The sequence below is a fragment of the Bacillus sp. GW823-FHT06A11 genome, from assembly GCF_058795355.1.
In genome coordinates, this window is the sequence record NZ_JBXAHS010000004.1 from 526,795 (window position 1) to 548,551 (window position 21,757).

Sequence of the window (21,757 nt, forward strand, 5' to 3'; positions counted from 1 at the left end):
ATTATCAACCTTCCTTTTCTATGCTATTTGAAAATGAGACGATATGAATAAAAGGAATAACTGTTTGTAACTGCTGTAGAAGAGGAAACAGGGCTTCTTCTCCTAAATCACGCTCAATAAAAACAAATACTTCATCGTAATCATGAGGTGAAATATTATAAAAGTAATTTGTAATAGTAGAATCTTCAGGACTTGGATATGAGAAATGATTATGAATGGCATAGTTCACATCATTTGAAACAGGATGGATAGGGCTTCTTGTTGTAGATTGATATAAAATATTTTCACCCATTTCAGCAGCAATTTTCATTGGGATATACATAAATTCACCCGTTCCGAGACAGAGTGTTCGTTTTCCCATTCTTTCTCTTTTTAAAGTTTTTCCTGCTTCTTGGGCGAAAGAATGAATGTGCTTTTGTTCATATGCTGAAATGCCAAATCGCCCAGTATATTTTATATAATTTGATGTATAGGGTGATTTTGGGCAGGTAAGGGTATGTTTTTTGAAATCAGGTTTTGTTTCTTCAATTTGAATCTCTGTTTTTGTAATATTTAATGGTTGGCCAGTTGTATGAATACTGCCTTTTAATAAAGAAATAACATGAATCTTAATTTGAAGTTCTTCTTCTAATTGTTTAAATTGTTTTCTATTAGTATGAGAACGCCAGTCTAATAAAGAAGCAATTATATATTCTTCTCGTGGGAATTTATTTTGAATAGATCTAATAATATTTAATGCTGTTTTTCCTGTTGTCATCTCATCATCTACGAGAACAATTGGATTGTTGTTTTGAAAAAAGCTTTCATCTACATAACAACGGTGCGATGTTGCATGAGAATGTTCTTCCTCAAATGTAATGACAGATTCTAGGTGGGGTATCGATTCCCTAGTTGTATGTACATACTTTGCATTTTGAAAGCATTGAAACATAGAATGACCAAGTGATGTCGCTGTTTCAGCGAATCCGATGAACAAAACTTCTTCTTGCAGAGGATATTGATAACGAAATACTTCCTCTGGGATTTCATCAATTTCTAATGAAATGAGATTTAAAATTTCTTTTTGAAATGGATGAGAAATATTATGTAGTATTTCCATATATCTTGCAGCGAGAGCAACTCCACTTGATAGAGAGACTGCAGGTTTAATAGGAAGATGCTTTCCAAGGATTGTACTCACAAATAAAAAACTACGTTTCTTATTTATTCTCGCAGCCATTTGAAAAAGATTGTCTAGCGCTAAATTATATGGATTATCACGTACTTCTACATGAACTTGTATATTATTTAAAACGTTATACGTGTTGCTTTGCTTTTGCAATAAGGAGATCGGTGAATTGTTTGTTTTCATGTAGCACCCCGTAAATATTAGATTTTAAAATGGTTTTGCGAGCCCAGCCATAATGAGGTTTTACTTCATTCATTTTGTTAGAAAAACTGCTTTTTAGCACTCCATTATACGTATCTGCATTTTGTAAAATTAATCTCGCATCTAAATAATCTTCCATTGTGACGATATGCATTGCCTGTACAACTTTAATATGAGATGGGTGAATAACTGTCTTTCCGATTAAGCCATTTGCATGGTCAAGTGATACCTCTTGAATAAGCCCTTCTTCATGATCATTAGAAAAATATTCCCATACACATCCTGAAATAATATATTCATTTGTTGCCCTTGAGAAAACGTTAATAATGTCTGAAATACAATCACGGACAACAGTAATATGATAGATAGGTGTGTATTTATTGCGCCGAATACTAAATATACTTGAAAAATCAGTAGCACCAATACGTACATTTAAGATGTAATCGTGATAAGAATCTAGTAAATCCTTTATTTGTAATAATGATTCTGCCCGTGTTTCCTTATACATAATTTCGGGTGATTCTAAAATCGGCATGCCATATAGCGATAATGAGTATAACTCGTTTATATATGCAAGCTGATCGATATAAGTCTTTCCGTTAATCGGTGTGAATTTTGGAAAGACAAAACCACATAAACAATGAACAGCACTACCTAATTCAGTAACAATTGTCTTCATTTGACTTGGTTGTCGAACTCTAATAAAAAGAAGTGGGATGTCTGCTTGATTTAGTATTTTGGCACTGACTAAGTTAGCGATTTGCTGTATTTGAACGACGATGTTTTGCTCTGCAAGTTTTACTTCCTCATCGCTGATAGCATCCTCTAGACAAAGAATAATTGAGATAGCATCCACATGTTTCCTTCTAATTATATCTTCCGCAATCGTTTCTTTCGTGCCAGGAGTATATAGTGTAGCGCCTAGTGCGTAAGCTAGTTGTTCTTTTTCTATATTTTTTGAAAAACTAAGAGGTTCTTTATAGAAAAAATTTTGCCGTTCTTCTGAGGAGAGATAAGAAAAGTAATTCAAATTGTCACCACCTTATTTATAATGATTCTGTTTAATCGTAACATAATAAGAAAAATCTTCCATTAAAATGAAGCGATAAATTAAAAAAACATATTGAGAAAGATGAATTATAAGATGAATATCGAATATTGTTAATAGAAATATAATAGGGGGAAAGAGAAAGTGGATATACATAAGTTAACAGAGGAAGAAGCAAATGAGATAAATATGTGGGCGTACGAGGAACCATATAATTTATATAGTTTTTCAGGCGAGAAAGAAGTAATAAAAGAATTATTAGATGGAACTTATTATGGCTGTTGTGACGATCAAGGAGAGTTCATCGGCTATTTTTGTTTTGGAGAAAATGCACAAGTACCAGGTGGAAGAGATGCTAATTTATATGGTGGAGAAGATGTGATTGATATCGGACTTGGTATGAAGCCGGCGTTAACTGGGAAAGGAATGGGGAAAGAATTTTTCCAAGCTGGAATAGCGTTTGCTGCTAAGGAATTTAATTCGAAAATGTTTCGATTAAGTGTAGCAACATTTAATACAAGAGCGATTACGTTATATAAAAATATCGGATTTAAGCAAGGGCTTATTTTTTTGAGCCGCGGAAGAGAATTTATGCTTATGGAATACGAAAGACCGTCAGCATGAAACTGACGGCCTAGAAAACATTATTATTCTGAGTGCTCAGCTCGGTGCGCTAAACGACTTGATGCAGCGGCAGCGATTCCGCCAACGATATCATCAAGGAACGTGTGCACCTTTCCAGTTGATTTATCATTTAAGTATTCTAAAATACCAGGTTTTAATTTATCAATATATCCAAAGTTTGTGAAACCGATAGAGCCGTACACGTTCACGATAGAAAGTGCGATAACTTCATCAATTCCGTATAAGCCTTCATCACGTTTTACAATATCTTGTAACGGTTCACTTAGCATTCCCTTTTCAGCAAGGACATCAAGTTCGATACCTGTAATCAGTGCGTTTTGTACTTCACGTTTTGATAGTACACGTTCTACATTGTAACGGCATTCTGACATCTCTAAATTTGGATGGTATTTTTTTTGAAGAAAATGAACAAGTTCAGCAATATCGTCAATTGTTACACCGCGTTCTTGTAATAGTTGTAATGCTCTTTCTTGTAGTTGATTTGATTCTTTCATGTTTATCACCTTTTTTTCTTTTTAGTATTTGTATACGTTTCGTTGCTTTATCATGTGCATAGGAATGAAAGGCGAGCACAAGCTCATATATATAAAGAAAAACCATAGGTGGCGACTGCGATGATTCAGCATATTTATGAGCATTATCACATGCATGTTAAAGAATTAATCCCCCTTGGCCCCTATAAAAGCTTTTGGATTCGCAACAAAATTTATGTACTTGTTCCAATTGGAGAAATGGAGGAAGAAGTACTTGTAGAGATGAAAAAGCTCAGTGATTATATGAACCAGCAAGGGGATATAACTGTAGCGACTTTCGTTCCGACTATACACGGCTACTATGTAAGTGAGATAGAAGAACAAAATTATTGCTTATTAAAAGGTATGCGCACGTTAGAACGACATGCTATGTCATTAGGAAATGAACTTTCTATATTCCATAAACGAGGTGCATTCTTTCCAGAAGAAATCGAGCAATTAAGCCGCATTGGTGAATGGAAAGCGTTATGGGAAAAGAGACTCGATCAGTTAGAAAAGTTTTGGCAATCGCAAGTGATGAACCACCCTACAGACGTATTCGATCAATTGTTTATTGAATCCTTCCCGTATTACTTAGGAGTTGCAGAAAATGCCATTCAATATGTTGTTGATACAGAAATGGATGATACGCCGCAACTAACGGATGCAGCGACAATTTGCCAAGAAAGATTCACACCTTTATTATGGCATCAAACGAAGCGTCTCAAACTCCCTTTTGATTGGGTGTATGATCACCCAACTCGAGATATAGCAGAATGGATTCGCTATATGATGATTGAAAAAAAGAAAGACTGGGATCAAACAATCGTTCAATTTGTTACAGATTATGAACGAAATTACTCGCTGTCCTCATTTGGTTGGCGCTTATTATTTGCAAGGCTCCTGTTCCCGCTTCACTATTTTGAAACGGTCGAACGATATTACCAAACTGGAAACGAAGAACAAAAAAGCATATATAGAGATCGCTTAGAAGCCATTTTACACGATGTGAACCGCTCAGAGCAATTTATGAAGCATTTTTATGGTTCACTTCGTTTACCAGTAGATAAGCTTGGGATTAGAAAATTAGATTGGTTATCTTAAAAATATAAAAAAGAGACCGAGTGAGGTCTCTTTTTTATATACCACAATTTTATGTAATACATTATGCCCCTACCTGCTGATCTGTACATATATTTAAAACGAATTGATGCCTTTCGAGCTTTTCATTTACTTTACCCAATAATTCTTGCTGGATTTCTTTAAATAAAAATTGATAGCTTGTATTCCATGTTGGTATAACGGATGAAAGGCCTAATAAATACTCTTTTTTCTTTTCTAGTTCTTGAATTGTTACAAAAGTGTTCCCCATTTTTGGCATCTGTCGTCCCCCTATGTTTTTTTACTGTATATGTGTGAACGATTCACTATATAGTATTAATTATCGCATTTTTTGAGAAGGATTTCCAATTTTGTTTTATGATGTTAACGGATAAATGTGATTTGAATAAAAAAAGGAGACCAAATTTGGTCTCCTTTTAGAAGGCGATTCTGAACGAGCCGCTTCCGCTTTTAGATTAAAATACTTGTTCTACTTCGATAACGCCTGGTACTTCTTCAAGTAACGCGCGCTCGATACCAGCTTTTAGTGTGATTGTAGAACTTGGGCAGCTTCCGCATGCACCCATAAGGCGTAGTTTTACGATACCTTCTTCAATGTCTACTAATTCAACGTCTCCGCCATCGCGAAGTAAGAATGGACGTAATTTATCTAATACTTCTAATACTTGTTCTTGCATATGTGGGTTTTCCATTTTTATCGACTCCTTTCATCAGTTTTATTATAATCAAGATAGAGGGGAAAATCTATTTTTTCTCTTCTTGTTTTATTGTCGAAATATTGTATCGTGTTTTTTCAGTATAGGGGTATGGGATAAGATTGTAAAATGATGTGCTTATGTAATAAGACATCTGAATATACTGTTGGAACAAGAAGTGGGGGAGAAGAAATGGTTAATGTTCAAGTGTATGGGACGAAAGTAATTTGTGCGAGCTGCGTCGGAATGCCATCTTCAACAGAAACGTTTGAATGGTTACAAGCGGCAATTGGTCGTAAATATGAAGGACAAGAAAATAAATTTAATTTCGAGTATATCGATTTCCAAGAAGAACAAGAAGATGCAGATAAAAAAGCATTCGCAGAGCGCGTAGTGGAAGAAGATTTATTTTATCCGGTCGTTCTTGTAAATGGAGAAATTGTTGGAGAAGGAAATCCTCGTTTGAAGGATGTTTACGAAGAAATCGAGAAATATTTATAAAACAAGAAGTCTTTGCGAATTTGCAAAGGCTTTTTTTATTGGAGGGATAGATATGAAAAATGGAGTGAAGCATGCGTTACCAACGGAAGTACAACAGTTAATGGAGCGGTATACAGTAGAATTAAAAGAAATTTTTTTGGATGAAAAAATAGTCGGGGTATATATTTACGGCTCCATCGCACTTGGTGCATTTTATGCAGAAACGAGCGATGTTGATTTTGTTACAGTGATAAATGATTCCGTGAATGAAGCTGAAAAACAGCAGCTTGTGGAACTACATAATAAACTTAGTGATAATACGCTAGGTAAAAGAATGGACGGTATGTATATTCCGCTTGCTGACTTAGGGAAATACAATGATGAAATGAACGAGTACGTGTATTGTGCAGATGGTAAAGCTAATGTTGGTCATTGGGACATTAATGCGGTCACATGGTGGACGTTGAAAAATCAAGGCATTACAGTTACAGGAAAAGAAGCAGAAGATCTTCCGCTGCAAATACAATGGAATGATGTAGTAAATACGATGAAATACAACGTAGAACAGTACTGGAGTGAAAAGGCGAAGAAGCCATATTTATTTTTTATAGAAGAGTGGGTAGAATCAGCTGTCGTTACGATGGGACGTATTTTATATACACTAGATTATAAAACAATCGTTTCAAAAGATAGAGGATTGCAATACTTGTCAGAACGTTCAGCGGAAGAATGGGAGCTCTTATTAAAAGAAGTAGCGAGAATACGGCACAATCCAAAAGAAAAGCGAATGCTCTCAAGGTGGAGAAGAGCAGATATGACGAAGAGGTACTTACTGCATTTAATTGAGACGTGTAGAGAGAAATGGTAGGGAAGAAAATGGACAATACAGTGGGGTGTATTGTCTTTTTTTTTTATGTTTAATTTGGTATATAATGGTTTAAAAGGTTTAATTATACTGGAGGGGATAGGATGAATATAGAATTAGCTACATATGAAGAAAAGAATGAACAAATGAGTATGCGCCAAGTAATTAGCATTCTATTAATTATTTTTGGGGTCATGCATGGAATTGGTTTTTTGAACCTTTTATATGATTCTTCCTTATATCCATGGTATGTAGATCATCTTATTCCACCTTTCACGTTTTGTATGATTATCGTAATGTATGCACCGGCAAGAAATTGCTGCTTACATTTAATAAAATCATTACAATTCAATAATTTTAAACACTATGTAACGATAGTAATGACAGCGATTGTAATGCTTATATATCTTGCAATATTAAATTTAGTTTTACCACATGGGATTGGTGTGGACGAGTCTAGTATAGTAATAAAGCCTACTAAAAGTGAAATCATTTTATATGTAGTTGTGCTCACCATTTTTGCACCGATTTGGGAAGAACTTTTATTTCGGGGGATGTTTTTTACGAAATTATCCCAGCGCTTTTCTGCACTTACTAGTGCCGTTATAAGTGCTTTCATATTTACTTTTGGCCATCCCCTTACAGTAGGTAGTATTTTATATATTTTTGGTATGGGTATATGTTTAGCATACACATATAAGAAAACGAAGAATTTACTCGTTCCAATTGGGATTCATTTATTAAATAATTCGTTTTATTTATTATTGAATTTTCAACCATAAAAAGGCGCCTTTTTGAAAAGGGCGTCTTTCGTATTTTGTAGTAAGTAGAAAGGGCTTTATACGCATTGTGTAGAGGCAAGGTAATACAAAATATAAATAGTTTCATGTGAAACATTTTTATTATCAAATATACAAAATGATTAACTTAGTGTATTAAACGTATCATTCATAAGTATTCTAATATATTTAAAAGTAAAATGAAATAAGAAACGGATAATTGTCGGAATATATTCGATTTCCGTTCATTTTTATGAAATATGTGTACTTTTTGTTAGATTCCTTCATTTTGTCCATATACAATAAATGTATATAGAAATAAGAAAAGGATGATGTACGTGAAGGACACTGTTTTACAAGAAACGATTTCTCCACAAGAATTACATAAAGTTGTTCAAAAGAATACAGCTTATTATGATTTTAAGTGGGGTAAAGTAGAAAACCCTGCGCAAGGGAATACATGGAATTGGGTAGCCTTTTTCTTCCCAACCTTTTGGTTAGCTTATCGCAAAATGTATAAGTTATTTATTATATTTGCGTTATTGGCTATACCTAGTATAGTTATAACCCCTTTTATAGATATTCCAGAGGGGATTTATGTAACATTTAGTTTAGCTCTTCAATTAGGAATGATGATATTTACTGGATGGCAAGGAAACCGTTTATATTATAAGCAGGCTGTTCGTGTTTTTCGTAAGGGAGAAGATGCGTCTGATCATGAGAAGGCGTATTTCTTACAATCTAAGGGTGGCGCTAGTGTAGCTGGTATGATTGGTTTACAAGTTATAGTCGGGATTGTGTTTGGCGGAGCTATGCTCGGACTTTCTCTTTTACCAACTGAGCCGAATATTAAAAACGTTGTTCGTTCAACTGGTGAAGGGGTTACTTTAGAGATTATGACTGATAATCCAACCTGGAAGTTTGTGAAGAAAGAAAAAGATTATGATGTAGTAGAGTTTACTGGCTATGATTATACAGAGAAGAAAAACGTGAAAATTAAATTTGCTGTTTATTTCGATGAAGATTATTTCGAGTGGCAAGAGGTATATGAAAATAATAAGAAGTTAAGTGAAGAAGAAGTAGAAGAATATCAAATTTATATTGAAGAAAATAATTGGGGTTTCTAGAGGGAACTCGTTCATTTTGAAAAGAAGAATCTTGTGAAGGTTCTTCTTTTATTTATTAGGGGGAGAGAAATAATTTCAGCATTAATAGAAGCTCTAATAGGATCTATTAGTTTAAGTACGGGTTTACACACGAAAAAGATTGATGCTAACATACTTTACTTGCAGCAGTATGAATGGTTTCGAATCATATATGAAGACGAGAAGTATCGAAAGTTATTTATTACGAACTACAAAGTTCGCTCATATTTACAAAGTAAGTTAAGAGTTCGATTGCTCGTAAAAAATAAAAATGCACAACGAAGATTTTTAAAATTAGTAGAAGAACAAATAGAAAAAAGGCATACGAATTGAAATTTTGTAAAATACAATAAAAAATGAGAATTTGAGGTAGGCTTGTCAATAACGTGAGACTATGGCACTATAAAGAAATGCTATACAAATTTTATTTATCGAGATGTAAACATCAATTTTGATTTTTACGTATAAATAATGAACGGAGGAAATGAATTTATGGCTACTTTACCAAATTGTCCAAAATGTAATTCAGAATATACGTATGAGGATGGCGTTCTTTTCGTATGTCCAGAATGTGCTCATGAGTGGGGCCAAGACGCAGAAGCTGAAAATAATGATGGTGCAAAAGTTGTAAAAGATGCGAACGGAAACGTTCTTCAAGATGGCGATGCAGTTACTGTTATTAAAGACTTAAAAGTAAAAGGAACTTCTTCAGTTGTGAAGATCGGTACGAAAGTAAAAAGTATCCGTCTAGTTGATGGCGATCACGATATCGATTGCAAAATCGACGGTTTCGGAGCTATGAAGTTAAAATCACAGTTCGTTAAGAAGGCGTAAGTAAATAAAAGAGGAGGCGAATAGCCTCCTCTTTTTATTATGTCACTTTTTGTCGGTAAATCGATATTTCGTACAAAATCGTTGATATATTCTGAGTTATGATAGATATATTTGAAAAATCGTTGATATATTGCAAGTTATGATAGATATATTGAAAAAATCGTTAATATAATTTCACTCACCGAGAACGATGCATCATTTACTGAGCGAAAGTTACGGTTTACCTCGCATCATAGTCAACCTCTTTCAATTGACATCGCTTATTAAAGAACGTTTTATATCCAAGCTGTAAAAAGATAATGACAGCAAAGGCAGTGCTTCCAGAAATACCGAGTATAATGGCGATTTGATATTGAATGGCTGTGAACGGTGATACACCGGATAATATTTGACCAGTCATCATGCCTGGTAAGCTTATAATCCCCATTCCGACCATAGAATTGATTGTCGGTAAAATAGCAGAATCAAAAGCGTCTCGAATGAGCGGAGCAGCTGCTTCTTTCGGTGTTGCTCCGAGCATAAGTGCACCTTCAATTTGACCTCTTTGCGACTTCATATTGTTTAAGAACGTATTTGCGCCGAGAGAAACACCAGTCATGGCATTCCCAACTAACATTCCTGTAATAGGGACGATATATTGCGGAGCATACCAAGGGTCATGACCGATAATAACGAAGATAAATAGTAGAAGTGGCCCAATTGATCCGGCGACCATGGAAAGGGCGGCTACTCGTTTTAATTCTTTAGACATCGGGATGTTAACTCGTTTATAAATATTAAAAATTGCAAAGGTAGTAATAGAAGTAATAAGAGCAATTGTATAAAATGGATTACTGTTTTCAAATACGTATGTAAGGACATATGCAACAAGTACGAGCTGAATGGTCATACGGAATGTTGCGAGCGCGATTTGTTTTTCGCGAGGTATTCCTTTTAATTTTACAAGTCCAATTAAAATAAGAATAAAAATATAGGCAGCTGCAAGTTGCCAAATTTGGAGTTCAATAACGCCCTTCAACAGAGAGCACTTCCTTTCTAGTTGCACCGTTTGCTTTACTAATCTCAATAATGTCGTCTGCAATTTCTTCTGGAAGTTGTTGTGAGTGTGTGATGAAGATAATTGTTTTTTTCTTTTTTCGTGCTAGTTCAGTAAATTGTTTCATAACGCGGCGTTCTGTATCACTGTCTAATGCTGAAGTTGGTTCATCTAATAAATAGACAGGCGGATCCATAAGTACGATACGTGCAAAGGCAAGTCTTTGTTTTTCACCGCCGGATAATGAGGAGGCGCTATCTTCTAATTGCTTGTCTAAGCTAACGGTTTGTAGTGCGCTCCGCAGGGCATCATCATTTGGAAATGGTTTTTCAGAAAGACGAAGTCCCATTAATAGATTTTCTTTAACGGTTCCATCAAAAAGAGGTGGAGTTTGCCCAAGCATAACTACGTCACGACGTAATTGAATAGGCGGATAATCAGAAATTAACTTTCCGTTATATTCAATTGTGCCGGATGTTGGAGATTGTAAATCGTTTAACATGCGAAGCAATGTGCTTTTTCCGCTTCCGCTTTCACCGATAATGCAAGTGATCTTTTCTTTTTGAATCTGTAAATAAGGAATGTGTAGTATATCTTTATATATAACGTCTTTTAATATAAACATAAATCGCTCCTTTCTGATTCTAGTTATATCGTATCAAAAAAGAGGGGGAAATGGTTATAACGAACAACGTTTTTTCTGCGTCTTGAGTTTTATTAATAAGTTAAGTAAACGATCTAATTCTTGGCTGAAAGAAATCACTTTATCATGAGTGAATCCGTATCGTTCAACGAGATAGATTAACTCTTTCTTTTTCGCTTCTATTCGATTGTTTAGTTTCGATAAGTTCATAAGTGGAATGTAATGCCTCCTACAAAAGTATTTATAACATAAAAAATAAGACCGAATGAATTCGGTCTTCAAGGAAATAATAAAACAACTTACAAATAGCATACACTGTTTATCAATAGTTTTTAATATAAAAATGAAAAATAAATCATTATACATATTGAGAAAGATGTGTCTGATAATTTTTAAAAACTGATGCAAAGAAGCTGCCTACATAGTAGACAGCCTGTAAAGTATTAACCTTTATGATATTTGTACATCCAAAGAAGGCCGGATTTTAATAATCTTGGTACACGTCCCATTAACGGTTGATTTGCGAGTAAACCGAATCCATGCTTCTTACCAAGAGATCCTAGAACACCTTTTAATTTAATAACAGGTAGTTCATCAGGGAGTGGTTCATTATTCCAACGTTTTAATAATATTTGGACAATTTGTTCTCCTTGACCTTCAGCAAGTTGGGCAGATGGTGCATGTGGAAGTGCTGCGCAATCTCCTACAACGTAAACGTGCTCGTTGTTTGGAATATTGTGATATTTCGTTAAGACAACCCGTCCGCTACCGTCTTGTTCAACTGGAAGGTTTCGAACAACTTCATTTGCTTGAATACCAGCTGTCCAGACAATTGCATCACATTCAAGTGGTTCATCGTGATTATACACAATATTTGGTTCCACTTTTGTAATGTTAGAGTTTCTTATAATATTAACTTTATGTTTTACGAACCATTCTTCTACGTATCTACTTAATTTCTCTGGATACGGGAATAAAATTCTATCTTTTCGATCAAATAAATAGATTTTTAAATCAGAACGGCTTTCGCGAAGTTCACTTGCAACTTCCACACCACTTAAGCCAGCACCAACGACAGCTACTGTTGCATTTGGTTCTAGACTATTTAATTGTTCATATGTTTTACGTGTTTGTTCAATTGATTGTAGACTATGTGTATATTCCTTCGCCCCAGGAACGTTATGATATTTATCTTCACAGCCAAGTCCGATAATTAAATCATCATATTGGATTGCTTCGCCGCCATCGAGATGAACCGCTTTTTCTTCGAGGTCAATATTTGTTATTGTGCCGTATTGAATATTGAGGCGTGGGTGCTCAGGAAACGGTATACGAATATGCGTTTCTGAAATAGTACCCGCAACTAATGCATAATATTCAGTTTTGAAGCAATGATATGGTACTTTGTCGATTAATGTCACTTGTACATCATCTGGAAGTTGGTTGCTTGGAAGTAGCCTTTGTAGAATTCTCATTCCACCGTAGCCGCCACCTAGTATTACGAGGTGTTTCATGATGGATTACCCCTTTTCTGTTGAAATATCCCCTAATCATAAAATTTTATATTAATAAAATATTTTGACTTTACTCAATCAAATTATATCGAATTTGTGAACAAATAACAATGCATGAATGAATACTCTGTTGTACAATAAGAAGAAAAGTAAAGTAAACTGTTTTGCCTTTTTAGTTACTATTTCATTGCAAGTAGCATGTTATATAAAATAAAATCATCTACTTTGAAGTGAAATAGTGAAGTAACTAAATAGTTTAGGATGTATAACGAAAACAACAAGAGACAGCTTAGTTTTCTTCTTATAGATGAAGTCAGAAGGTAATTTGTTTTGTAGTACAGGGGGGAGAATTTTGATTAAACCATTAATTGAATTTTGTGTAGGTAACCTTGCAAGTGGTTCACAAGCAGCTCTAGAAAAATTAGAAAAAGATCCAAATTTAGATGTAATGGAGTATGGTTGTCTAGGGTATTGTGGTATTTGTTTTGAAGGACCGTTTGCACTTGTAAATGGTGAAGTTGTACAAGGTGCAACAGTAGAAGAGCTTGTTAATAATGTATATGAGTATTTGGATGAAAATCCAATGTTTTAAGGTGTTGCGAATGAGCAACGCCTTTTTCATTTTATTTTAGATAAAACGTTATTTTGGAGGGTAGTTTAATACTATAGATAAATAAAAAAAGGCCCTTTTTAGAAGGGCTTTTTTCTTACACAATGTGTGTAAGAGTGGCTCATCGCCAAACGTTGTCAAATATGAGAAACGGGGGACATTCATATTGTGTTCTAAAAGCATGCATTCTATACTTAAAATAACAAATTATTTTTGGAGTGAATACAAATGAGCCAATTTTCTTTTACAAAAATGCATGGTCTTGGCAATAGTTATATATATGTAAATATGTTTGAAGAGCAAATTCCTGAAGAAGATTTAGCTCTTGTGGCGGAAAAGGTTTCAAATATTAATACTGGTATTGGAGCAGACGGAATGATTTTAATTTGTCCGTCTGATGTAGCTCCGGTGAAAATGCGTATGTTTAATAATGATGGATCAGAAGGAAAGAGCTGTGGTAATGGTTTGCGCTGCGTAGCGAAATATGCGTATGAGCATAAACTAGTAGAGGAAACAGTTTTCACAATTGAAACGTTAGCTGGCATTGTAACGGCAGAAGTAACGGTAGAAGATGGAAAAGTTATATTAGCGAAAATTGATATGGGTGCACCACGCTTAACACGCGAAGAGATACCGATGCTCGGTGAAGGTGAAACACCATTTATTCGTGAAAACTTCTTATACAATAATCATCGTTATGCATTTACGGCTGTTTCAATGGGGAACCCGCACGCGGTTATTTTTGTTGAGGATGTAGAGAAGGCACCTCTTACAACACTTGGTCCAGTTCTTGAGACACATGAAATGTTCCCAGAGCGAGTGAATGTTGAATTTATCGAGATTTTAAACGATGAAGAAATGAATTTCCGCGTTTGGGAACGTGGTTCTGGTGTAACGCAAGCTTGCGGAACAGGGGCATGTGCTGCCGTTGTAGCTGCTATTTTGAATGGCAAGATGGAACGTGGTAAAGAAATTACAGTCCATTTAGCTGGCGGCGATTTAATGATTGCGTGGACAGAAGAAGGAAACGTGTTAATGAAAGGACCTGCGGAAGCAATTTGCCGCGGAGTGTATGAGTACAAGATAGAAGCGTAAAGATGTATAATAGAATGAGAACAGAAAGGATGGTGTATTTCATGATTGAAGTAACAGAACAAGCAGCTTTTCAAATTAAAGATATGTTAAAAGATGCTGAAGATGGAGAGAAGTACGTGCGCCTTGCTGTACATGGCGGCGGATGTACTGGCCTTTCTTACGGCTTAGGATTTGAAGTAGAACCAAAAGAAGACGACACAGTTCTTGAGTTTTTCGGTGTTGAATTTGTTATCGATACAGAAAGTGCTCCAATTGTTAAAGGAGTAAAAATTGATTATAAACAATCTATGCTTGGCGGCGGATTCACAATCGACAATCCAAACGCAATCGCATCATGCGGATGCGGATCATCTTTCCGTACAGCGACGAATGCTGGTAAGCCAGAAGAGTGCTAAGTTTTTAGCCGAAATAGAAAAAGACCTTTTTAGCGATGGAATAAAATCGTTAAGGAGGTCTTTTCTTTTGCCGTAAAAGCCCGATTACCAAGGCTAATCAATATTTCACTTTATTTTTGCATAGATGCAAGTATCAGTTAGTTGTTTGCCGTCAGCTGAAAAATCTTCATTACGTAATATCCCTTCAAGTTCAAAGCCTAGTTTTTCAGGGAGTGCACGACTTTTCGTGTTATTACATTCACATCGTATTTCAATCCTTCTAAATTTGAATAACTGAAATCCAAGGTTTGTTAACGCACTTACTGTTTCTGTCATATATCCACTGCCACTAAATTGCGTGTTAATCCAGTATCCAATTTCACATTTAGAAACCTTCCAATCAATTCGATGAAGGCTAGCTGTTCCAACAAAATCATTCGTCTCTTTATGATAGATAAGATAGCGAAAGCTTTCTCTTTTCAAAAAATCTATATGTGCATTTCTCAGAAGAATTTCCGTTTCTTCAACAGTAGGAATGGACTGAAATAAAGACAACCATTGCTTTAATTCATTAATGGAATCTTTAATAGCTTGTTGTACTATATCCCCTTCACCAGCTTGAAGTGGTGCTCGAAGAATGAGTCTGTCTGTTTCTATTTGTAACGGAACATCTAATAAAATAGGGTTCATATCATTTCTCCTCTCGAAACCTTTAAATTAGGACAGAATGAAACTTATATCATAAAAAAACTTTCACCCAAAAGAAATAATTCTGGAGGACGAGAGTTGCAATTTATAATAAATGAATTGAAAAATACTTTATCTCACTAATAGAAAATCACGTCACAGCATCACTATTAGTTATTATAGAACTGTGCGAAGTACAGGAATATAGTAAAGCTTATCTCCCATAAAGGAACCTCTCAAAAACGAGTAAACAATAAATATATATTCAATTCATCATTTAGAAATCCCTTTTCACATATTGAAAACTAAACTATCAGTTGGTACAGCAGCATTAGGTTGTTAAACTAATGCATATGTTAATTGAATAAGGAGTTATTATTTTTTAACCTGCTTTAAATTGAACGCATAATTCACGATTGATTATCTAAACGCAATCGCATCATGCAGATTTGGATCATTTTTCCGTACAGCGACGAATGCTGGTAAGCCAGAAGAGTGCTAAGTTTTTAGCCAAAATAGAAAAGACCTTTTTAGCGATAGAATAAAATCGTTAGAAAGGTCTTTTCTTTTGGCGTTAAAACAGAAAATGCATGTAAAGTTACTTTAGAATTTAATTTGAATGTTATTATATATAGAATATATGATAATTATTGTGAATTCGACTTTCATATTGTTCGTTTAAGACAAGATTATGCAACAGAAATGTAAATGAATAGCAGAAATATACTATTTATTAGTTATATTTAATGTTAATATTTGTAACGAAGATGATTGGTGAGGGCTGATTAAAGTTTCATTTTATATAAAAAAGGTGCATGAGGGAGAAGGCTATAGCAAATTGTATAGAACTGAATAGTTCCGTATTAATTTAAATACGTTGATTACTAAATATTAAAAAATACCGGGGGGATTAGAGTGAAGTCATTTAAGAAAGTACTTATAGTAGGGATGGCGTTGACTACAGTATCGATTTTGGGAGCTTGTTCTAGCGATACAGACGTATTAACAAAAGTAGGAGCAAAGCAACCAGCGAAGGCGGAAGGTGACGTACTAAAAGATCAGAAGAAAACACCTATGACTACGAGTAAACGTGAAAGTATTAAAAATGAGGACGCTTCATCATCACAGAAGCGTTATATTTCTCATGATGAATCTCAAAAAATTGAGGAAGGTATGACGTATACGGATATTCTTAATACGATTGACTACGGTGGTGAGACCATAAAATATTATAATAACAATGAAAAACGCGTATTTTATACTGAAAAAGATACGGATGGTACATATGAAATTATGGTTGAATTAAATACATATGGTTACGTTGTGAATATTGAACGTACTGCTATAAAGGATACAGATAAAGATAAAGGTAAGGAGAATCGGGTATCTACGAAACGTATTGAAGAGCCTGTAAAGGAATATGAAGAAAAAAACGATCGTGTACCGTGGTATAAAGATGTAAATAACAATTCGGCAGCAGTAAGTTACAATCACTATTTGAAAATCAAAAAAGGTATGCCTGCGAATCAAGTAAAAGCTGCAATTGGACAGCCACATGTGATTGAGAAATATAAATCTTATTCAGTATATGACTATACTGGTTATGGTGGAGAAGGATCATTACGTGTAATCTTTGAACCGAATGGAACTGTTACGGATGTAGTGGAAGACGGTTTACCACGATAATAAATTAGTTACGGGAAGAGTTGTAGTAAAGTTGTCTTTGATTTTATAAAGTTTTTGGAGCATCCCCGAATATAGGTGGAAAAATAATTCTATTAGCCATGTTGATTATAGTATTAGTATTTACCGAAGTTTCTTCCCAATTCAATAGCGTTATTGTGCATGTTGTTGTCGTATTATTCTTGTTGGTATATACCGCAGTATGGCAGCAATTGTAACTGGACGTAAAAGGAAGCGGAGGAGTAGCAGCTTCCTTTTAAAAGAAGGAGGAAAATATGATGGAGGATATTCTTGAATTCATAGGGAGATACGTAATTAAACCTATTATTAGTTTAGTGAGATATCTTGTAATAGAGATTATAATTGAGGGGATAATAGAAGGCGTAATAAACGGTATAAGGAAATTACGTGATAAGTGGCGAAATTGGCGTGAAAGACGTTATTGGCGGTAGTGTAGTTGATGAGAGTGCAAAACAAAAACGTTATACAGAAGTTATGAAGAAGTTTAATGAAATGATAGCAAACCATCCGCATTTAGAATCTGTACTCGTTCCAATTGGTGATGGAATGACAATTTCTAAAGTGAAGAAATAATTATTATCTTACAAAAATGTAATGTTCATGTCATGTTTTTGAATTTCTTCTTTAAGCTCCGGGCTTTAAGATAAGAATATAAGAAAAAACATATGAGGTGAAGGAAATGAAAAGATACATTGCACTATTTAGTATTTTAGTTGTATTTGCAAGTTTGTTAGTTGGTTGTGATTTAAACCGTATGGGTAAAGATGAGTATTATGTTCAAATTACAGTAGATGGAAAAGAATTTGATAGTAAAGCTAGTGATGGGCAGAAATTTAAAGATTATGAATATAAGCTGACTGGCTTTGATAAAGACGGTAAAGAGAAAGAATTAGAATTCATAGCTCAAAAAAATCTTCGTAAAGAAGCATTCCTACGCGTATACCACTCAGATAAAAAAGGTGTAACAGCTTGGGAAGAAGTGAAGAAAGACGAGCTTCCAGCGAAAGTGAAAGAAAAATTAGGCGTGAAATAAGACAGATAGAAAAGGAATTGACGAACAGGGTCAATTCCTTTTTTTGCTTTCAAATTCTTCTTCTGAAATGACTTTAAATCCGTGTCTTTTAAATAAAGCAGTAGTTACCCCGTAACCAGTTTGCTTATTGCCATTAAATTCACCAGTGTAAATCGTAGAACTGCCACAAGATGGACTACGTTCCTTTAAAATAATATATTCTGGATGTAAATTTTTAATTTGTTCTAATGCTTTATAAGCACCATTTACGAAAGCTTCTGTGACATCTTCACCATCTTTTGTCATCACTTTCGCTTTTCCGTCCAAAACGTCGTCGCCATTCCCGCCAATAATTTCAGCAGAAGGACGAGGTGTTGGCAGTCCTCCTAATACTTCAGGACAAATGAGGACTGTATCTTCTTTTTGTAGTAGCTTCTCTATTTTTGAAACGAGATTGTCATTTCCGTCATATCGACAAGCTATACCACCTAAACAAGCGCTAATTACGATCATATTTTCATCTCCATTAAAAAAATATTAAATTCCACGCCAAATTCTCTTCCTGCCTCTTACTTATAAATGAGGTGATATAAATGGGAAGCTTATATAATTTAATGAAACCATACAGTGAATTTCGAAGTAAAGAAGAGTTTAATGCATATCAAAAACAAGTTTTGAAGTGCTATCGATTTCAATTGAATAAAACGGATGCTACCATTATTCATTTTTTTAGGAAAGTATGCGGTGAATGAGAAACAAAAAACAGTAGGAGTCGCCTGTCCGTTAATGGAGACGATTGCGAAGAATGTTGGAAAGAGTATTCGTACAGTACGCCGTTCAATTGCAAAGTTAGAGGAACTAGGAATTATAAAGCGTGTTGCAACAAAAGAAAGACATAAGCGCGGCGGGTATAGTGCGAACTTATATATTTTTCTTATATCTGCAATTGACCGCATGGATGACCGTATGAAAATGTCCGCATGTGAAAGTGAGGATTATACAGCTGGCTGTAGCGGAAAGGAGCAAAAAAGCGAGAGGGAAACAACTCTTTCTAAAAACATTCCACAAATAAAAGAGAAAAGAAAAATAACGTACGAGCTTGATGAGACGTATTGCCGTCATGATATACCGAAGCCTTTTATATACGCACTGGTACCGATGACGAGTAATCCGAAGAAAATTAATATATTTTGGAGTAAGGTCGAGCTTGCGTATAAAAAGAGCGGGTTACTAGAGCAAGGTGTTTTACTAGAGCAGATATTAGCTGATGAAGAAGTGTATGGAAATTTCATTTGGCGAGTGAAGAGTGTTGTGAGAGCTTATAAATATGGGGAAATCCGTAAAAATGTGAAGGCACTTTTATATAGTACAGTGCGAGATTTATTTTTAGAGGTTGGATTAGAATGGGGAGCAGCTGTGAGAAGAAGTAAGGGGATAGCGTTATTTGATCCATTTAAAAAGGAGCCATGCGTATAATACATGACTCCAAGTAGCTAGTCGAACTTTCTTACAACTGGAACACGAATCGCTACAAATAGTACGAAGACGATAACAGCAATTGCACCGCTTTTCATAACGGTTACGATTGGAATTCCCATTGCAAGTGCGATTGATGTGAATGCATAAGAGAGCGGGATAAAGCCCATTGATGATAGCATAAGTAAGCTCATTACGCGTCCCATCATTTCCTCTTTTACTGTCGATTGAATCATCGCCATAAGCGGAACGATAGCCATTGCAATTGTAATACCATAAAACATGCCGGCTAATAATGCTTGCCAAAGTACGGTGCTAAAGTTGATGGATAAGAAGAATACACCAGACAGTAGCATCATGATAATGCAAAATAGTCCGCGTCTACGATTAATATTTTTTAAACCGACAATGACAGCGCCTATTGCCATTCCGCCGCCTACAGATGCTTCTAAGTAACTGAAATGGAGCGAGTCACCGTGCAGAACATTTTTAACGAAAAGCGGGAAACCGACTTGCATCGGACCAATTAAAAATAAATTTAAAAAGGCGCTACAAAGAAGGAAAGTTGAAAGGAATGGCGATTCCTTTACATATAAGATTCCTTCTTTAATGGAAGTGAACATACCTTTATCTGTATCTTTTAGTTCTGGCATCGTAAATTGTATTTTTTGAACGAGTATGGCTGCGACAATCAGTAATAAAATTGTAATAGAAAATATTGTCTCGTAGTTTGTAAATTTGATCAGAATTCCGCCAAGTACAGGGCCTAAGATGACCGATGCTTGGTTCGTCATTTGTGTAAGTGAATTCGCTTGTGTTAACCGGCTTTTTTCTACCAATTCAGGTAAGATAGATCCATCTGCTGACCAGAAGAAAGCATCAGCAAGTCCAAAGAATAAAGCGAATAAAGCAAATGTATATAGTGTTACATCACCAACGATAAACCATGTGAGAATGGTTGCGACAAGAATCGCTCGAATAATATTGGAGTAAAACATAATGTTTTTTTTCGGGAATTTATCAGCTACAGCGCCGCCGATAATCATAAAAATAAGCCTTGGAACACTAAGAGCTACGAAAACAACACCGAGTGAAGCTTCAAGGTTTAATGTTTTTGCTATGTACCACGTTTGTGAAAAAGTAAAAAAGGCTAAAGCAAAGCTTGAAAAAAGAGTAGCTGCCCAAAGAAAAAGGAAATTCGTATTTTTTAATAACGGTTTTCCGCTTCCTTCTAAAGCAGTTTTATTTTGTTGTAGTTCCTCCATATTGCTTCCTTTCTATGTGACAAATTTAAACTAAAAAACCAGTAAACGCCCGATTGGTGAGGGCTAATACTCAATGGGAGATGCCCTCCGCTGAGTATAGTTTCACTTTATACAGTTTCTAATATTTCTATACTGCACTTTCTCATTGTAGACAATAATAATGGATTTGCCCAGTAGCTATTTAACGACAAAAAAAGATGCCGAATGGGCATCTTTTTTTAGGCTAACGCAATATAAATATCCAATTGTGCATGATTTGGGTCTAATGCTCTTTCGGCGTAAAGTTCAAAGTCTGTTGTGAAGGCACGTTTATTTTCTTTCGACCATTTCCAAATATATTCCCAAGCTTCGCAAACGACTTCAGCAACTGGTCCCTTTCTCGTTGTAAATACCGCATACGTAGCGGCAGGTATTGTTAAAGTTGTCATATTTTCAGGAACATCTTCTAATGAAGAAACGGGCATACCGATTGTAAATGTATATGTACCAGTTTCATCTGATTCGTAGTTGGAGTAGAAAGCGAATGTTTCTTTCGTTTGTTGATTTGGGATGTGATGCATCATTTGTTCTTGAAAGTATTTGTTCCAAAGCCCGGGGATTTTTCCTTCAGGAGATGCCTCTATTTCATTAGTTGTCGTAACCGAAACGCCGATTGCTTGGAAAGCTTCTTTTTTTACGATAATGGGTTCGTTTATCATTACAAATTCCTCCTTTAAAATAAGAACATACGTTCTTTAATAATATAACATATTTTTACATGTAACGGTTATTGTTTTTTGAAAATTTTAATCATAAACAACAAACTGAAATAACTAAAAAATGGTAAAAATTCTATTGTATGTATGAA

The 21,757-nt window shown here is 35.1% G+C and carries 27 protein-coding genes and 2 pseudogenes; 16 read left to right on the forward strand and 13 right to left on the reverse strand.

The genetic code is table 11. The features are described from left to right. Positions 1 to 4: 4 nt before the first annotated feature. Both AC1Q8L_RS21915 and AC1Q8L_RS21920 read right to left on the reverse strand, forming a co-directional pair. Positions 5 to 1,351, reverse strand: coding sequence for a phosphoribosyltransferase family protein (locus AC1Q8L_RS21915; protein ID WP_492339488.1), 1,347 nt, complete (start codon positions 1,349 to 1,351; stop codon positions 5 to 7). Then, entirely contained in the window at positions 1,296 to 2,399 is a 1,104-nt protein-coding gene (locus AC1Q8L_RS21920; RefSeq protein ID WP_001106079.1) for an HpcH/HpaI aldolase/citrate lyase family protein, read from the reverse strand. Before AC1Q8L_RS21920 ends, AC1Q8L_RS21915 begins: the two co-directional genes overlap by 56 nt. Before the next feature lie 162 nt (positions 2,400 to 2,561). Here AC1Q8L_RS21920 and AC1Q8L_RS21925 point away from each other — a divergent pair, with 162 nt between their 5' ends. Continuing rightward, a complete protein-coding gene (locus AC1Q8L_RS21925; protein WP_000351141.1) occupies positions 2,562 to 3,041 on the forward strand; it encodes a GNAT family N-acetyltransferase in 480 nt (159 codons plus the stop codon). A gap of 23 nt (positions 3,042 to 3,064) precedes the next feature. Here AC1Q8L_RS21925 and AC1Q8L_RS21930 read toward each other — a convergent pair whose 3' ends face one another. Further along, positions 3,065 to 3,556, reverse strand: a complete 492-nt coding sequence (locus tag AC1Q8L_RS21930) for a phosphatidylglycerophosphatase A family protein (protein WP_000665103.1) — start codon at positions 3,554 to 3,556, stop codon at positions 3,065 to 3,067. Between the two features lie 120 nt (positions 3,557 to 3,676). Here AC1Q8L_RS21930 and yutH point away from each other — a divergent pair, with 120 nt between their 5' ends. Continuing rightward, complete coding sequence (gene yutH, locus AC1Q8L_RS21935; RefSeq protein ID WP_000614216.1) at positions 3,677 to 4,678, forward strand: spore coat putative kinase YutH; 1,002 nt, start codon at positions 3,677 to 3,679, stop codon at positions 4,676 to 4,678. 61 nt (positions 4,679 to 4,739) lie between these two features. Here yutH and AC1Q8L_RS21940 read toward each other — a convergent pair whose 3' ends face one another. Both AC1Q8L_RS21940 and AC1Q8L_RS21945 read right to left on the reverse strand, forming a co-directional pair. Beyond that, on the reverse strand, positions 4,740 to 4,955 hold the full coding sequence (locus AC1Q8L_RS21940; protein WP_001125507.1) for a hypothetical protein: 216 nt from the start codon (positions 4,953 to 4,955) through the stop codon (positions 4,740 to 4,742). 196 nt (positions 4,956 to 5,151) lie between these two features. Continuing rightward, a complete protein-coding gene (locus AC1Q8L_RS21945) occupies positions 5,152 to 5,388 on the reverse strand; it encodes a NifU family protein (protein ID WP_000431159.1) in 237 nt (78 codons plus the stop codon). Positions 5,389 to 5,583: 195 nt separating this feature from the next. On the opposite strand from AC1Q8L_RS21945, the gene AC1Q8L_RS21950 reads away from it, so the two are divergent. From AC1Q8L_RS21950 to phnA, 6 genes are all read left to right on the forward strand, one after another. Further along, positions 5,584 to 5,892 (forward strand): YuzD family protein, encoded by a 309-nt coding sequence (locus AC1Q8L_RS21950; RefSeq protein WP_000248588.1) that lies wholly within the window; start codon positions 5,584 to 5,586, stop codon positions 5,890 to 5,892. Between the two features lie 52 nt (positions 5,893 to 5,944). Further along, the gene (locus AC1Q8L_RS21955; RefSeq protein ID WP_002094185.1) at positions 5,945 to 6,739 is read left to right on the forward strand and encodes a nucleotidyltransferase domain-containing protein; all 795 of its coding nucleotides are present in this window, start codon (positions 5,945 to 5,947) and stop codon (positions 6,737 to 6,739) included. Positions 6,740 to 6,840: 101 nt separating this feature from the next. Further along, a complete protein-coding gene (locus tag AC1Q8L_RS21960) occupies positions 6,841 to 7,518 on the forward strand; it encodes a CPBP family intramembrane glutamic endopeptidase (protein WP_001019400.1) in 678 nt (225 codons plus the stop codon). A gap of 326 nt (positions 7,519 to 7,844) precedes the next feature. Continuing rightward, the gene (locus AC1Q8L_RS21965; RefSeq protein WP_072940842.1) at positions 7,845 to 8,642 is read left to right on the forward strand and encodes a DUF2628 domain-containing protein; all 798 of its coding nucleotides are present in this window, start codon (positions 7,845 to 7,847) and stop codon (positions 8,640 to 8,642) included. 69 nt (positions 8,643 to 8,711) lie between these two features. Next, positions 8,712 to 8,993, forward strand: coding sequence for a hypothetical protein (locus tag AC1Q8L_RS21970; protein WP_033657549.1), 282 nt, complete (start codon positions 8,712 to 8,714; stop codon positions 8,991 to 8,993). Between the two features lie 159 nt (positions 8,994 to 9,152). Next, positions 9,153 to 9,494, forward strand: coding sequence for an alkylphosphonate utilization operon protein PhnA (gene phnA / locus AC1Q8L_RS21975; RefSeq protein WP_000212735.1), 342 nt, complete (start codon positions 9,153 to 9,155; stop codon positions 9,492 to 9,494). A gap of 220 nt (positions 9,495 to 9,714) precedes the next feature. Here phnA and AC1Q8L_RS21980 read toward each other — a convergent pair whose 3' ends face one another. From AC1Q8L_RS21980 to AC1Q8L_RS21995, 4 genes are all read right to left on the reverse strand, one after another. Continuing rightward, positions 9,715 to 10,512 (reverse strand): ABC transporter permease, encoded by a 798-nt coding sequence (locus tag AC1Q8L_RS21980; protein WP_000679260.1) that lies wholly within the window; start codon positions 10,510 to 10,512, stop codon positions 9,715 to 9,717. Further along, entirely contained in the window at positions 10,496 to 11,155 is a 660-nt protein-coding gene (locus AC1Q8L_RS21985) for an ABC transporter ATP-binding protein (protein ID WP_000470263.1), read from the reverse strand. Before AC1Q8L_RS21985 ends, AC1Q8L_RS21980 begins: the two co-directional genes overlap by 17 nt. A 54-nt stretch (positions 11,156 to 11,209) precedes the next feature. Continuing rightward, the gene (locus AC1Q8L_RS21990) at positions 11,210 to 11,383 is read right to left on the reverse strand and encodes an aspartyl-phosphate phosphatase Spo0E family protein (protein WP_001054090.1); all 174 of its coding nucleotides are present in this window, start codon (positions 11,381 to 11,383) and stop codon (positions 11,210 to 11,212) included. A 233-nt stretch (positions 11,384 to 11,616) separates the two neighbouring features. Next, a complete protein-coding gene (locus AC1Q8L_RS21995) occupies positions 11,617 to 12,687 on the reverse strand; it encodes an NAD(P)/FAD-dependent oxidoreductase (RefSeq protein WP_000682065.1) in 1,071 nt (356 codons plus the stop codon). A 352-nt stretch (positions 12,688 to 13,039) separates the two neighbouring features. Between AC1Q8L_RS21995 and AC1Q8L_RS22000 the strand changes: the two genes are divergently transcribed. The 3 genes from AC1Q8L_RS22000 to AC1Q8L_RS22010 all read left to right on the forward strand — a co-directional run bounded on the left by AC1Q8L_RS22000 (position 13,040) and on the right by AC1Q8L_RS22010 (position 14,787). Then, positions 13,040 to 13,279 (forward strand): YuzB family protein, encoded by a 240-nt coding sequence (locus tag AC1Q8L_RS22000; protein ID WP_000595026.1) that lies wholly within the window; start codon positions 13,040 to 13,042, stop codon positions 13,277 to 13,279. A gap of 246 nt (positions 13,280 to 13,525) precedes the next feature. Beyond that, positions 13,526 to 14,392, forward strand: coding sequence for a diaminopimelate epimerase (dapF, locus tag AC1Q8L_RS22005; RefSeq protein ID WP_000077393.1), 867 nt, complete (start codon positions 13,526 to 13,528; stop codon positions 14,390 to 14,392). Between the two features lie 41 nt (positions 14,393 to 14,433). Continuing rightward, on the forward strand, positions 14,434 to 14,787 hold the full coding sequence (locus tag AC1Q8L_RS22010; RefSeq protein WP_000573830.1) for a HesB/IscA family protein: 354 nt from the start codon (positions 14,434 to 14,436) through the stop codon (positions 14,785 to 14,787). A gap of 105 nt (positions 14,788 to 14,892) precedes the next feature. On the opposite strand, the gene AC1Q8L_RS22015 is transcribed toward AC1Q8L_RS22010, so the two are convergent. Further along, complete coding sequence (locus tag AC1Q8L_RS22015) at positions 14,893 to 15,456, reverse strand: GNAT family N-acetyltransferase (RefSeq protein WP_001068190.1); 564 nt, start codon at positions 15,454 to 15,456, stop codon at positions 14,893 to 14,895. 406 nt (positions 15,457 to 15,862) lie between these two features. On the opposite strand from AC1Q8L_RS22015, the pseudogene AC1Q8L_RS22020 reads away from it, so the two are divergent. From AC1Q8L_RS22020 to AC1Q8L_RS22035, 4 genes and pseudogenes are all read left to right on the forward strand, one after another. Continuing rightward, positions 15,863 to 15,955, forward strand: a pseudogene (locus tag AC1Q8L_RS22020) (iron-sulfur cluster assembly accessory protein); the annotation flags it as partial. 413 nt (positions 15,956 to 16,368) lie between these two features. Then, positions 16,369 to 17,139 carry a hypothetical protein gene (locus tag AC1Q8L_RS22025; protein WP_000834577.1) on the forward strand — a complete coding sequence of 257 codons (771 nt, stop codon included), beginning with the start codon at positions 16,369 to 16,371 and terminating at the stop codon, positions 17,137 to 17,139. A 405-nt stretch (positions 17,140 to 17,544) separates the two neighbouring features. Further along, the gene (locus AC1Q8L_RS22030) at positions 17,545 to 17,730 is read left to right on the forward strand and encodes an O-methyltransferase (RefSeq protein WP_002152187.1); all 186 of its coding nucleotides are present in this window, start codon (positions 17,545 to 17,547) and stop codon (positions 17,728 to 17,730) included. A 106-nt stretch (positions 17,731 to 17,836) separates the two neighbouring features. Continuing rightward, on the forward strand, positions 17,837 to 18,190 hold the full coding sequence (locus AC1Q8L_RS22035; RefSeq protein ID WP_000833143.1) for a YxeA family protein: 354 nt from the start codon (positions 17,837 to 17,839) through the stop codon (positions 18,188 to 18,190). A gap of 30 nt (positions 18,191 to 18,220) precedes the next feature. On the opposite strand, the gene AC1Q8L_RS22040 is transcribed toward AC1Q8L_RS22035, so the two are convergent. After that, complete coding sequence (locus AC1Q8L_RS22040; protein WP_000635511.1) at positions 18,221 to 18,682, reverse strand: 2-thiouracil desulfurase family protein; 462 nt, start codon at positions 18,680 to 18,682, stop codon at positions 18,221 to 18,223. Positions 18,683 to 18,762: 80 nt separating this feature from the next. Between AC1Q8L_RS22040 and AC1Q8L_RS22045 the strand changes: the two are divergent. Continuing rightward, positions 18,763 to 19,645 (forward strand): annotated as a pseudogene (locus AC1Q8L_RS22045) (helix-turn-helix domain-containing protein). 17 nt (positions 19,646 to 19,662) lie between these two features. On the opposite strand, the gene AC1Q8L_RS22050 reads toward AC1Q8L_RS22045, so the two are convergent. Beyond that, positions 19,663 to 20,910 carry an MFS transporter gene (locus AC1Q8L_RS22050; RefSeq protein WP_000391931.1) on the reverse strand — a complete coding sequence of 416 codons (1,248 nt, stop codon included), beginning with the start codon at positions 20,908 to 20,910 and terminating at the stop codon, positions 19,663 to 19,665. Positions 20,911 to 21,128: 218 nt separating this feature from the next. After that, entirely contained in the window at positions 21,129 to 21,608 is a 480-nt protein-coding gene (locus AC1Q8L_RS22055; protein WP_000606667.1) for a GyrI-like domain-containing protein, read from the reverse strand. Positions 21,609 to 21,757 lie beyond the last annotated feature (149 nt).

Coding starts and splice junctions, on each gene's coding strand:
- AC1Q8L_RS21960 (WP_001019400.1), top strand. CDS start 6,841: ATGAATATAGAATTAGCTACATATGAAGAAAAGAATGAACAAATGAGT.
- AC1Q8L_RS22015 (WP_001068190.1), bottom strand. CDS start 15,456: ATGAACCCTATTTTATTAGATGTTCCGTTACAAATAGAAACAGACAGA.
- AC1Q8L_RS21955 (WP_002094185.1), top strand. CDS start 5,945: ATGAAAAATGGAGTGAAGCATGCGTTACCAACGGAAGTACAACAGTTA.
- AC1Q8L_RS21990 (WP_001054090.1), bottom strand. CDS start 11,383: ATGAACTTATCGAAACTAAACAATCGAATAGAAGCGAAAAAGAAAGAG.
- AC1Q8L_RS21930 (WP_000665103.1), bottom strand. CDS start 3,556: ATGAAAGAATCAAATCAACTACAAGAAAGAGCATTACAACTATTACAA.
- dapF (WP_000077393.1), top strand. CDS start 13,526: ATGAGCCAATTTTCTTTTACAAAAATGCATGGTCTTGGCAATAGTTAT.
- AC1Q8L_RS22055 (WP_000606667.1), bottom strand. CDS start 21,608: ATGATAAACGAACCCATTATCGTAAAAAAAGAAGCTTTCCAAGCAATC.
- AC1Q8L_RS21940 (WP_001125507.1), bottom strand. CDS start 4,955: ATGCCAAAAATGGGGAACACTTTTGTAACAATTCAAGAACTAGAAAAG.
- AC1Q8L_RS21995 (WP_000682065.1), bottom strand. CDS start 12,687: ATGAAACACCTCGTAATACTAGGTGGCGGCTACGGTGGAATGAGAATT.
- AC1Q8L_RS21985 (WP_000470263.1), bottom strand. CDS start 11,155: ATGTTTATATTAAAAGACGTTATATATAAAGATATACTACACATTCCT.
- phnA (WP_000212735.1), top strand. CDS start 9,153: ATGGCTACTTTACCAAATTGTCCAAAATGTAATTCAGAATATACGTAT.
- AC1Q8L_RS21915 (WP_492339488.1), bottom strand. CDS start 1,351: ATGAAAACAAACAATTCACCGATCTCCTTATTGCAAAAGCAAAGCAAC.
- AC1Q8L_RS22050 (WP_000391931.1), bottom strand. CDS start 20,910: ATGGAGGAACTACAACAAAATAAAACTGCTTTAGAAGGAAGCGGAAAA.
- AC1Q8L_RS21965 (WP_072940842.1), top strand. CDS start 7,845: ATGATGTACGTGAAGGACACTGTTTTACAAGAAACGATTTCTCCACAA.
- yutH (WP_000614216.1), top strand. CDS start 3,677: ATGATTCAGCATATTTATGAGCATTATCACATGCATGTTAAAGAATTA.
- AC1Q8L_RS22010 (WP_000573830.1), top strand. CDS start 14,434: ATGATTGAAGTAACAGAACAAGCAGCTTTTCAAATTAAAGATATGTTA.
- AC1Q8L_RS21945 (WP_000431159.1), bottom strand. CDS start 5,388: ATGGAAAACCCACATATGCAAGAACAAGTATTAGAAGTATTAGATAAA.
- AC1Q8L_RS22035 (WP_000833143.1), top strand. CDS start 17,837: ATGAAAAGATACATTGCACTATTTAGTATTTTAGTTGTATTTGCAAGT.
- AC1Q8L_RS22040 (WP_000635511.1), bottom strand. CDS start 18,682: ATGATCGTAATTAGCGCTTGTTTAGGTGGTATAGCTTGTCGATATGAC.
- AC1Q8L_RS21950 (WP_000248588.1), top strand. CDS start 5,584: ATGGTTAATGTTCAAGTGTATGGGACGAAAGTAATTTGTGCGAGCTGC.